The following is an 11,512-nucleotide window of genomic DNA, read 5'->3' on the forward strand; positions in this document are numbered from 1 at the left end:
CTGCTTCCGAGTAGAAAGTCTGGATTGCTTCGCTGCGCTCGCAATGACGGGCGCTGATGTCCTAAGCCCCGATCGCAATTTTCGGCTCGGCGTCCGCGTTGGCGGCCATCTCGCGCAGCGCGCGCCGGTATTCGACCGGCATCACCTTGCGGAATTTGGGCAGCCAGTCCTTCCAGTTGGCCAGGATGTCGGCGGCGCGCCTGGAGCCGGTCGCTTTCGCATGGCGCGTGATCAGGACGTGGAGCCGCTCGACGTCGGAGGCGAGCAGGTCCTTGAACACGTCGACCCGGCCGTGCGCTTCGAGGTCACCGGAGTGGTGATAGGTGCCGGCGTTGATCAGCTCTTCCGACAGCACCGGCTCGAGCTCGACCATCGCCATGTTGCACAGCCTGTCGAAGTCGCCGGTCTCGTCCAGCACATAAGCGATGCCGCCGGACATGCCGGCCGCGAAGTTGCGTCCGGTCTTGCCGAGCACGACCACGATGCCGCCGGTCATGTATTCGCAGCAATGGTCGCCGGCGCCCTCGACCACCGCCACGGCGCCGGAATTGCGCACGGCAAAGCGCTCGCCGGCGATGCCGCGGAAGTAGCACTCGCCTTGAATGGCGCCGTACATCACGGTGTTGCCGACGATGATGCTCTCTTCCGGCACGATGCCGCTGTTGGCCGGCGGCTTGACGATGATCTTGCCGCCCGAGAGGCCCTTGCCGACATAGTCGTTGGCTTCGCCTTCGAGCTCGAACGTGACGCCTTGCGCCAGCCAGGCGCCGAAGGCCTGGCCAGCGGTGCCCTTCAGGCTGACATGGATGGTCTCATGCGGCAGGCCGGCATGGCCGTAGATCTTGGCGACCGCACCCGACAGCATCGCGCCCGCGGAGCGGTTGGTGCTGTTGATCTTGGCCTCGATCTTCACCGGCGCACCGCGGTCGAGCGCAGGCGTCGCCTGCTCGATCAGCGTGCGGTCGAGCACCGCTTCCAGATGATGGTTCTGGCGCTCGGAGTGATAGATCTTCTGGCCCTTCTCTTCCTTCTGCTTGACGAACAGCTTGGAGAAGTCGAGGCCCTTGGCCTTCCAGTGCGCGACCAGCTTGGTCTGGTCGAGCAGCTGCACCTGGCCGATCATCTCGTTGAAGCTGCGGAAGCCAAGCGAGGCCATGATCTCGCGGACCTCCTCGGCGACGAAGAAGAAATAGTTGATCACATGCTCGGGCTGGCCGGTGAAGCGCTTGCGCAGGACGGGGTCCTGGGTCGCGACGCCGACCGGGCAGGTGTTGAGATGGCATTTGCGCATCATGATGCAGCCGGCCGCGATCAGCGGCGCGGTGGCGAAGCCGAACTCGTCGGCGCCGAGCAGCGCGCCGATCACGACGTCACGGCCGGTGCGGAAGCCGCCGTCGACCTGGACCACGATGCGGCTGCGCAGCCGCTCGCGCACCAGCGTCTGGTGGGTTTCGGCGAGGCCGATCTCCCACGGCGAGCCGGCGTGCTTGATCGAGGTCAGCGGCGAAGCGCCGGTGCCGCCCTCGAAGCCCGCGATGGTGACATGGTCGGCGCGCGCCTTGGCGACGCCCGCGGCCACCGTGCCGACGCCGATCTCCGAGACGAGCTTGACCGAGACCGCGCCATCCGGGTTGACGTTCTTGAGGTCGTAGATCAGCTGCGCCAGATCCTCGATCGAGTAGATATCGTGATGCGGTGGCGGCGAGATCAGGCCGACACCCGGCGTCGAATGCCGGACCTTCGCGATGGTGGCGTCGACCTTGTGGCCGGGTAGCTGGCCGCCTTCGCCGGGCTTGGCACCCTGCGCCATCTTGATCTGCATCATGTCGGAGTTGACGAGATACTCCGTGGTGACGCCGAAGCGGCCGGAGGCGACCTGCTTGATAGCCGAGCGCATGCTGTCGCCGTTCGGCATCGGCTTGAAGCGATCGGCTTCCTCGCCGCCTTCGCCGGTGTTCGACTTGCCGCCGATCCGGTTCATGGCGATCGCGAGCGTGGTGTGCGCCTCGCGCGAGATCGAGCCGAAGCTCATTGCGCCGGTGGCGAAACGCTTGACGATGTCCTTGGCCGGCTCGACCTGGTCGAGCGGCACCGGCTTGCGCTTCTCTTCGTCCGCATTCTTGATCCGGAACAGGCCGCGCAGCGTCAGGAGACGCTCCGACTGCTCGTTGAGGATCTTCGCGAAGGCGCGGTAGCGTTCCAGCGAATTACCGCGGGCGGCGTGCTGGAGCAGCCCCACCGACTCGGCGGTCCATGCATGGTCCTCGCCGCGGCTGCGATAGGCATATTCGCCGCCGACATCGAGCGAGGTCTTGTAGACGAGCGCATCGCCGAACGCGTCGGCATGGCGGCGCACCGCCTCTTCGGCGATCTCGCCAAGACCGACGCCCTCGACGCGGGTGTGCGTGCCGGCGAAGAACTTTCCGACGAATTCCGCCTTCAGGCCGATGGCGTCAAAGATCTGCGCGCCGCAATAGGACTGGTAGGTCGAGATGCCCATCTTGGACATCACCTTGAGCAGGCCCTTGCCGATCGACTTGATGTAGCGCTTGACGATCTCGTAGTCGTCGAGCGAGCCGGGCAGGCGGTCCTTCATCGCGATGATGGTTTCGAACGCCAGATAAGGATTGATCGCTTCCGCGCCGTAGCCGGCCAGGCAGGCGAAGTGATGCACTTCGCGCGGCTCGCCGGATTCGACGACGAGGCCGACCGAGGTGCGCAATCCGGTGCGGATTAGATGATGATGCACGGCGGCGCAGGCCAGCAGCGACGGGATCGGAACCCGGTCGGTGCCGACCATGCGGTCGGACAGGATGATGATGTTGACGCCCTCGCGCACCGCGCTCTCGGCGCGCGCGCAGAGCTCGTCCAGCACCTGGTCCATGCCGGCCGCGCCGAGGCCGGCGTGGAAGGTGGTGTCCAGCGTGCGCGACTTGAAGTGCGACTCGGCGACCTCGGAGATCGAGCGGATCTTTTCGAGGTCCGCGTCGGTCAGGATCGGCTGGCGCGCTTCGAGCCGCTTGGTGGTGGCAAGGCCTTGCAGGTCGAACAGGTTCGGCCGCGGTCCGATGATGGAGACGAGGCTCATCACCAGCTCCTCGCGGATCGGGTCGATCGGCGGGTTGGTGACCTGCGCAAAGTTCTGCTTGAAGTAGGTAAACAGCGGCTTGGCCTTGGCCGACAGCGCCGAGATCGGCGTGTCGTTGCCCATCGAGCCAGCGGCTTCCTCGCCGGTGGAGGCCATCGGCGTCATCAGGATGGTGATGTCTTCCTGGCTGTAGCCGAACGCCTGCTGGCGATCGAGCAGCGATAGGTTGGAGCGCACGCCGGTGGTCGGCACCTTCGGCAGATCTTCCAGCACGATCTGGGTCCGCTCCAGCCACTCGGTGTAGGGATGGCTCCTGGCGAGCTCGGCCTTGATCTCGTCGTCGGGGATGAGGCGGCCCTGCTCGAGGTCGACCAGCAGCATCTTGCCGGGCTGCAAGCGCCACTTGGTGATGATCTGGTCCTCGGGAATCGTCAGCACGCCCATCTCGGACGCCATCACGATGCGGTCGTCCTTGGTGACGAGATAGCGCGCGGGACGAAGGCCGTTGCGGTCGAGCGTGGCACCGATCCGGCGGCCGTCGGTGAAGGCGATCGCGGCGGGGCCGTCCCACGGCTCCATCAGGGCGGCATGATATTCGTAGAAGGCGCGGCGCTTCTCATCCATCAAGGGATTGCCGGCCCACGCCTCCGGAATCATCATCATGACGGCGTGCGGCAGCGAGTAGCCGCCCTGCACCAGGAATTCGAGCGCGTTGTCGAAGCAGGCGGTGTCCGACTGGCCTTCGTAGGAGATCGGCCAGAGCCGGTTGATGTCCTTGCCGTACAGCTCGGAGCTCACCGAGGCTTGGCGCGCCGCCATCCAGTTGACGTTGCCGCGCAGCGTGTTGATCTCGCCGTTATGCGCGATCATCCGGTAGGGATGCGCCAGCGACCATGCCGGGAAGGTGTTGGTCGAGAAACGCTGGTGGACGAGCGCCAGCGCGCTCTCGAAATCCTTCTCGTGCAAATCGGGATAGTACTTGCCGAGCTGGTCGGCGAGGAACATGCCCTTGTAGATCACGGTGCGGCAGGACATCGAGCACGGATAATAGCCGGCAAGGCCGCGGTCGCGGCGCTGATAGATCGCCTGCGAGATCGACTTGCGCAGGATGTAGAGCCGGCGCTCGAAATCGTCCTCGGTCTTGGCGGTGCCGTTGCGGCCGATGAACACCTGCATGCAGGCGGGCTCGGTCGGCTTCACGGTGACGCCGAGCGAGGAATTGTCGGTCGGCACGTCGCGCCAGCCGAGCAGCGTCAGGCCCTCTTCCTTGATCTGGTCGGCGATGATGCTCTTGATGACGTTGCGCCAGGCGGTGTCGCGCGGCATGAACAGCGCGCCGATGGCGTATTCGCCCGGATTGGGCAGCGCGAAGCCGAGCTCCTTCGCCTTGCGGCTGAAGAAAGCATGTGGGATCTGCACCAGAATGCCGGCGCCGTCACCGGCGCGCGGGTCGGCGCCGACGGCGCCGCGGTGCTCGAGATTGCAGAGGATGCTGAGCGCGTCCGCGACGATCTCGTGCGACTTCTGGCCCTTGATGTTGGCGATGAAGCCGACGCCGCAGGAATCCTTTTCCAGGCTCGGATCGTAGAGGCCTACGGCCGGCGGGCGTGAATTGTGTTCCTGAATCGGATCGGTCGTTTTCGAGGCGACCGTCGCCGACAGTTGCTCTGCCACGATGTTTCCGCGCTCGACTTGCGACCCGTTCATGTCCTCGTCCTCTCCATGCGGCAAGCTGCCTCACCGCCATCTTCGGCGCACCTTGGGCGTCCCGCGGCACCCGCTTCTGGGTCACCGCTCGTCCGCTCGCGAGCCGCATTTTCTTAAATTCAGGCCAAGGCGTTCTTCGTCCCCGAGAACGGCTTTGCCTGTTGCCTTCTTGGCGCTCGAAAGCACCGACTTTCGTTGCAATCCCTATGCCGGAACCGCAAGCAAAATTGAGACAGTCTTCCTGTCCTAACCATCACCTTGCCAAATTTTTGTCTATCACACAAGCGCGCGCAAGTCCCGATTCCCCATGGATCAATCAATCGCTTTCCAAAAGTTGCGCAGCCCCGGTTTTGAAGCAAACGCGCCCTGATCCGGCCCCGCCGACGCCGGAATCCCCAATGAAGCTTCGGATCAACCCTTCGGAAGCCGTGCCTCGCCGCAAGAAGCAAAAGAGCGCGATCCATCCGGGGGCCTGACAGGAGCGTCTCGACCATGAAGTTTTTCACAGGATGTGTGGCCGCCGCCACGCTGGCGCTGGCCGCGACCGCGGCTCAAGCGCAGGTTCCAGCGCGAGGGGCGATGATCGCGGTCTCGGATTTCGACGGCCCCTATGCGCCGCCGGAGGCTGCGCCGCCGCCGCCGCGCTACGGCTATGGCTATGGCTACGAGGAACGCGGGCCGGCCCCGGTGCTGCTGCCATCGACCGAGGTCTACGCGGTGCTGCGCGAAAACGGCTTTTCTCCACTGGGCATCCCGCGCCTGCGCGGCGGCGTCTACACCATCGCGGTGATCGACCGCCGCGGCGAGGACGGCCGGATGGTGATCGATGCCCGCGACGGAAGGATCTTGCGCTTCCTGCCGGCTGCCGACGCCTACGGCATGGCGCCGGGCTACGAGCAGCCAGCGGTTGCGCCTTACCGCTCGCAGAGCGCGCTGCCGCCGCCGACGATGGTCCGCAGTGGTCCGCCGCGCCCACCGGCACCGATCCCGCATGTCGCCAGCCGCTCCGTGCCGCTGCCGAAGGCCGCTCCGGCGCGCGGCGAGGCGCCAGTCGCCGCCGCCAAGCCAGCCGAACCTGCGAGGCCGCAGGCTCAACCTGCAACGCAGACCGTGGCGGCGGTGCCGGCAAAGCCCGCCGAGGCCGCGCCGCAAGTCATTGCTCCAACCGTCAGTCTGGCCAAACCTGCTCCAACGATCCTGCCGACACAGGACATGCCGGCAGCGCAGGGGCTGGATTAGGACGCTGCGTGTCACACCAACGGTGTCGTCCTGGCGAAGGCCAGGACCATACCGCGAGGTCTGTCGAGCGATTGAGGTGCGAGTACCGGACGACGAGTCTTCGCCAAACTCCTCCCTGGGGTAATAGGTCCTGGCCTTCGCCAGGACGACGTTGAGGAAAGAGTTAGCGCAAATAGAAGGCGCCTGAGCATTCAGGCGCCTTTGCATCATGACAAGCGCCGCTCAGCTCCGTCCATACCCCGCCGCTTCCAGGATCAAATTCGCCACCTCTTTCGGGTGTGACACCAGCGAGAGGTGTCCGGCGTCGATCTCGATCGTGGTTGCGTTCATGCGCTTGGCGAGGAAGCGTTCGAGATCGGGATTGATGGTGTAGTCGTTCTTCGACACAGCGTACCAGCTCGGCTTGGAATGCCATGCCGCCTCGGTGGTGCGACCGGCGAAGATCGAGGCGGCAGTCGGCCATTGCACGGCGTAGAGCTCCTTGGCCCGCTCCGGCTTCACGCCATTGGCAAAATACTTCAGGAAGGCGTCTTCCGAGAGTTTTGTGTAACCGTCGCGCTCGACGACGCCGGCGCGTGCCGGGAATTGCTTCGACAGCGCGACAAAATCCTCGTTGGCATCGGGCGCACGTGCGGCGACATAGACAAGGCCGCTGACCTTCGGGTCGGTGCCGACCTGGCTGATCACGGTGCCGCCCCAGGAGTGCGCGACCAGCACGGTCGGACCATCCTGTTCGGCCAGCAACAAAAAAACGCCCCGGGGCACCGGGGCGTTTTCGCAACCTTGAAGTGACGTCCGTGATTTACGCGGCTACCGAGTTCTCGATCACCTGTGCGCCTTGCGCACCGGCGTTGATCGCGATCTGGCGGGGCTTCTTCGCTTCGGGAATCTCACGGACGAGGTCAACGTGAAGCAGCCCGTTCTCGAGCGAGGCGTTCTTCACTTGCACGAAGTCGGCAAGCTGGAAGGCGCGCTCGAAGGCACGCGCGGCGATGCCGCGGTACAGCACTTCGGCCTTCGAGTTCTCGTTGGCGACTTTCTCGCCCTTGATCGTCAGCGTGTTTTCCTTCGCGACGATGGAGAGCTCATCCTTGGCGAAGCCCGAGACCGCAACGGTGATGCGGTAGTCGTTCTCGCCAGTGCGCTCGATATTGTAGGGGGGATAACCGGGGCTGCCGTCCGAACCGGCCTGGTCGAGCAGGTTGAAGAGGCGGTCGAAGCCGACGGTGGAACGGTAGAAGGGAGTCAGGTCGTAGGTACGCATGGTCAAGTCCTCCATTGAGCGACTGTTTGAGTAACCCGCCCGCCAATCGGGCCGGGCTTTCGTCTGTGTGCAGCCTGATGTTCCGGTTCCGAAACACTGGTAGCGGCCTGCACCAAGGTGATATGGGTTGAGGAGAACGGCGTTCAAGAGGGCGGATACTCAGCCTTTTCGGCGCTCCCGCCCCCTGATTTGCAGCACTTCGTGCCCAAGCCCTCCCCATCATGACGCTGGTCTCGATACCATCCAATCCCGTTCCCGAAGACGTCGTCAGCGGTACCATCAAGACCCCTGATGGCGTCGAGCTGCGCTTTGCGCGCTGGGCGCCGCCGGCGAACCGCAAGGGCACCGTCTGCGTCTTCACCGGACGCAGCGAGCAGATCGAGAAATATTTCGAGACCGTGCGCGACCTGCGCGACCGCGGCTTCGCGGTGGCGATGATCGACTGGCGCGGGCAGGGCCATTCCTCGCGCCGCCTGCGCGATCCGCGCAAGGGCTATGTCCGCGACTTCGCCGATTTCGAGATCGACGTCGAGACCTTCGTGCAGCAGGTGGTGCTGCCGGATTGCCCGCCACCCTTCTTTGCGCTCGCCCACTCCATGGGCGGCACGGTGATGCTGCGGGTGGCGCATGCGGGCAAGCGCTGGTTCGACCGCATGGTGCTGTCTGCGCCGATGATCGACCTGCCCGGCCGCGCCACCTCGTTTCCGGCGCGGGCTCTGCTGAAGACGATGCGCGTGTTGGGGATGGGCGGCCGCTATGTCCCCGGCGGCAGCGACCAGATCACCGGGCTCAATCCCTTCATTAACAATCCGCTGACCAGCGATCCCGTGCGCTATGCGCGCAATGCTGCGATCCTGGAGGAGGATCCGACCCTCGGGCTCGCGTCACCAACGATCGCCTGGGCCGATACCGCCTTCCGCGCGATGCACACATTCAGGGGCAAAAACTACCCGTCCGAGATCCGTCAGCCGATCCTGATGCTGGCGGCCTCCAGCGACACCGTGGTCTCGATCGCGGCGATCGAGGAGTTCGCCTATCATTTGCGCGCCGGCTCCCATCTCGTGATCGCCGGCGCCAAGCACGAGATTCTCCAGGAGCAGGACCGCTACCGCTCCCAATTCTGGGCAGCCTTCGACGCCTTCGTGCCGGGCACGCCGCTGTTCAAGTGAGGGTTTGAAGTGAATGGCCGCCGCGCGCGAGGTGCTCTCCCTCGCCCCGTCGCAAGACCCTCATGGTGAGGAGCGCGGAACGCGCGTCTCGAACCATGAAGGCCTCCGCCCTCGCCCGCGGCCATCCTTCGAGACGCCCGCTTTGTGCGGGCTCCTCGGGATGAGGGCGGCGTGCTTGGGACAGAGCTCGGCTACAGCGTCTTCAGATACTCGATCAGATCGTAGCGCTCGTTGTCGTCCTTGAACACGCGGCCGATCACGCCCGGACGTTTTTCCTCGCCCGGCTTGCGCTCGAAGGAATGGCCGAGCACGCTGTTGCCCTGGATCGGATCCTTCTCCGACCCCGCCGAGAACTCGGTTTCACCCGTCTTGCACTTCTCGTCGGCGGTGACCGCAAAGCCGACGGTCACAGGATCATAGTCACGGCGGCCCATGCAGAATTTTTGCGGGCGCTCGCTTGCAGGCCTCAGCAACCAGTAGAGAGAGGGCACCGAACCGTTGTGCAGATAGGGCGCCGTGGCCCAGATGCCGTTGAGCGGCCGTGCCCGATAGCGTGCTCCCCCCACTGGATTGAGGCAGTTCTTGCGCGCGAGATTCCACAGTTTCGCCCGCTCGGCGTCCGGAGTCTTCTCGTCGTCCATCCATTTGCGGGCGACGAGGTCCACCACCGTCATGAGCCCGAGCGCATACACCATCTCGGTCGGCGAGCTTGCGGTCGAGACGTCGCATTGCCACCATTTCTGGAGGTCGGCCGTATTCACCTTCAGGAAGCCGGGCACATCGACGATCCTGTTGCTGAGCACGAGCGACTGTTCGGGATCCGTCTTGATCTCGTCGAGGGGGATCGTCACCGCGTTCAGCACCTTGCTGTCGCCGCTCGGCTCCCAATGTCTCGACGACCAGAAAGCCGGGGTGTCGATCGCCGGCAGATGGCAGCCTGAACACATTTCGGCGTAGATCTTGCGGCCATTGTCGACCTTCTTCTGATCGAGCCTCCAATCGTCGCCGAGGATCTGCGAGGGCCATCTCGGCGCCAGCAGGCCGCCGAACTTCGGACCGGTGGAGGGATCCGCCGTCTTGAACGGATCGGGCCCCCTCAGCATGTCCTCGATCCAGCCGAGGGTGTTGATATGGACCGAGGAGCGCCACAGCCTGTCCTCAGGGTAGGCATCGGACAGATTGAGCAGCGCCGTCACGCCGAGGGCTTCGCCGGCGTTGCGGATCAGCGGCTGCTCGATCGAGGCGTCGTACTGGGCGAACTTGAACCAGGGCACGGTCCAGATCGGGGGATAGCTGACCGGGGCGTCCTGGGCGTGCAGGTTCTTCTCGAAACCCTTAAGCCCGCTCAGCGCGAGATCCTGCGAAAACACCTGATTCCCGATGCGGTTGAGAGCGTCGAGGCGACCGAACCCTTCCTCGGTGTCACTCTGCTGCCGGCCGTTCCAGGTCTTCTTGCCTTCTATCGTCTTTTGCTGGGTTTGCGCCCAGTCGATCAGGAAGTTGCCGATCGCGCTGAGCTTCTGCTTGAGCGCGGCGCGGTCAGCCCTGCTGGCATCGGGGCCGAGCACGCGATCAGCGAAGCGCTGGAAGCGGAACGGCACGTAAAGCGTGTAGGCGATCGACAGGCCGGTGGAGAGCTCGAGCTTCTTCAGATCGGTCATGGCCGGACCGCCGTCGAAACGCACGTCCACGCCCTGGTAGTGGATCTGGCCGGTATGGCAGGCCGCGCAGGTCAGCCCGATCTTGTCCTCTTCGCGACGGCCCGTCGCGGGATCGACGACACCGGTCATCCGTGCGAAGCCGACCGGCAGGCCGTCGACGTTCTCCGCCGGCGTCCACCTGGTCGACCAGTCCGGCACCTGCGTCGTCTCGTAGACATTGGCGTAGCCGAAGCGGCGCAGTGACGTCGCGTCGGTCTGGATCGACTGCGGGCTCGGGATGAATCCGAAGCGCTCGAGATAGGCGCTGTCTGTCATCATGCCCGGCCGCGAGAACAGATGCAGGCGCGGCTGCTCCAGCGCCATGAACCATTCATAAGGCACCGGGAAGGTCGCGGTGCCCTGGCTGGCATGGTGAAACCAGTGCCTGTCCTTCAGCGACCAGTTCTGTTCGAGCCAAAAGGCCGCCTTCGTCTCGGGGACCGTGGGCAACGACGGCGGCAGGAGATTCACGAGAATTCCCTTTTGCGGCAGCATGGCACGCACCTGGTCGGGGAATTCAGCGACCGCAACGAGCAAGGCAAGACCGAGGGCGACGGGCACGGCCGCAACCTTGAGGGCGCCCCGCACCACGCGCTGGCAGGTCGACAGCACCGGCTGCGATACGAGCCGCTGGTTGATGCGAGCAGGGAATTGCCGCTCGTTGAACAGAGTGCGCACGTCGGCCACGCTGAGATAGCGGTTCTCACCCGCGCCCTTGCCCACGATCTTCAGGAGGATCGGCCATTCGAACTTCATCAGCAGGGGGTAGTACCAGCGCGCGGCGCTGCCGGCGCGCTTGAGGTTGTCGCGCATGAAGACGCCGATTTCCGAGGCGTTGAGACCCGGCTCGGAGCCGCCGCCGTTCGGATCCTGGTAGTTCCGGCCGAAGCTCGCAAACCGCGCAAGCTCGTCCTCATCGACCGTGCCGTCGACGCCGAGGACGCGCGAGCCGGCACCGCGCTTGTCGAGAGGGCCGCCACGCAAGGCGTCGAGCTGCGCGCCCGAAAATATGCTCTTCAGGACGTGACCGAGACCGTTGGCGATGAGCGCGACGCCGCGGACCTGGATGCGGGCCGAGACCTTCTTCAGCCCGGTCTCGCCGCTCGCATTCGCGATCGTTTGCGACAGCGTTCCGAGCGGGACGGTTCCGCCGTCAACAAATCCCTCGCCGACGAGGCCGCGCAGGAATGGACAGGGATTGTTCGGCGAGACCTGGATCGAGGGGTCGAAGGGGGGCTTCGGAGCGGAGTCATGCATGGCCCAAAATCCTGAAAACGGCGAATCGTGAAATACAGACGCGCCGATAGAGCGCGGAAAGTCCTGACAAACCGACAACACGTTATAC

5 protein-coding genes and 1 pseudogene are annotated in these 11,512 nt (G+C 64.8%); 2 read left to right on the forward strand and 4 right to left on the reverse strand.

What is annotated here, in order from left to right:
• Positions 1-61 precede the first annotated feature (61 nt).
• The gene (gene gltB / locus AC0L2J_RS04835; protein ID WP_473247293.1) at positions 62-4,795 is read right to left on the reverse strand and encodes a glutamate synthase large subunit; all 4,734 of its coding nucleotides are present in this window, start codon (positions 4,793-4,795) and stop codon (positions 62-64) included.
• Positions 4,796-5,287: 492 nt separating this feature from the next.
• On the opposite strand from gltB, the gene AC0L2J_RS04840 reads away from it, so the two are divergent.
• Positions 5,288-6,034, forward strand: coding sequence for a hypothetical protein (locus AC0L2J_RS04840; RefSeq protein WP_473387510.1), 747 nt, complete (start codon positions 5,288-5,290; stop codon positions 6,032-6,034).
• A 222-nt stretch (positions 6,035-6,256) separates the two neighbouring features.
• Here AC0L2J_RS04840 and AC0L2J_RS04845 read toward each other — a convergent pair.
• Together AC0L2J_RS04845 and AC0L2J_RS04850 are read right to left on the reverse strand one after the other, a co-directional pair.
• Positions 6,257-6,775, reverse strand: a pseudogene (locus AC0L2J_RS04845) (alpha/beta hydrolase); the annotation flags it as partial.
• A 61-nt stretch (positions 6,776-6,836) separates the two neighbouring features.
• Entirely contained in the window at positions 6,837-7,298 is a 462-nt protein-coding gene (locus tag AC0L2J_RS04850) for an Hsp20 family protein (protein ID WP_063996705.1), read from the reverse strand.
• Positions 7,299-7,519: 221 nt separating this feature from the next.
• On the opposite strand from AC0L2J_RS04850, the gene AC0L2J_RS04855 reads away from it, so the two are divergent.
• Positions 7,520-8,467: an alpha/beta fold hydrolase gene (locus tag AC0L2J_RS04855; RefSeq protein ID WP_007615136.1), complete on the forward strand. Its 948-nt coding sequence runs from the start codon at positions 7,520-7,522 to the stop codon at positions 8,465-8,467.
• 191 nt (positions 8,468-8,658) lie between these two features.
• Here AC0L2J_RS04855 and AC0L2J_RS04860 read toward each other — a convergent pair whose 3' ends face one another.
• Positions 8,659-11,424 (reverse strand): di-heme-cytochrome C peroxidase, encoded by a 2,766-nt coding sequence (locus AC0L2J_RS04860; protein ID WP_473387512.1) that lies wholly within the window; start codon positions 11,422-11,424, stop codon positions 8,659-8,661.
• Between the last annotated feature and the right edge of the window lie 88 nt (positions 11,425-11,512).

Source organism: Bradyrhizobium sp. MV1.5, from assembly GCF_055807615.1.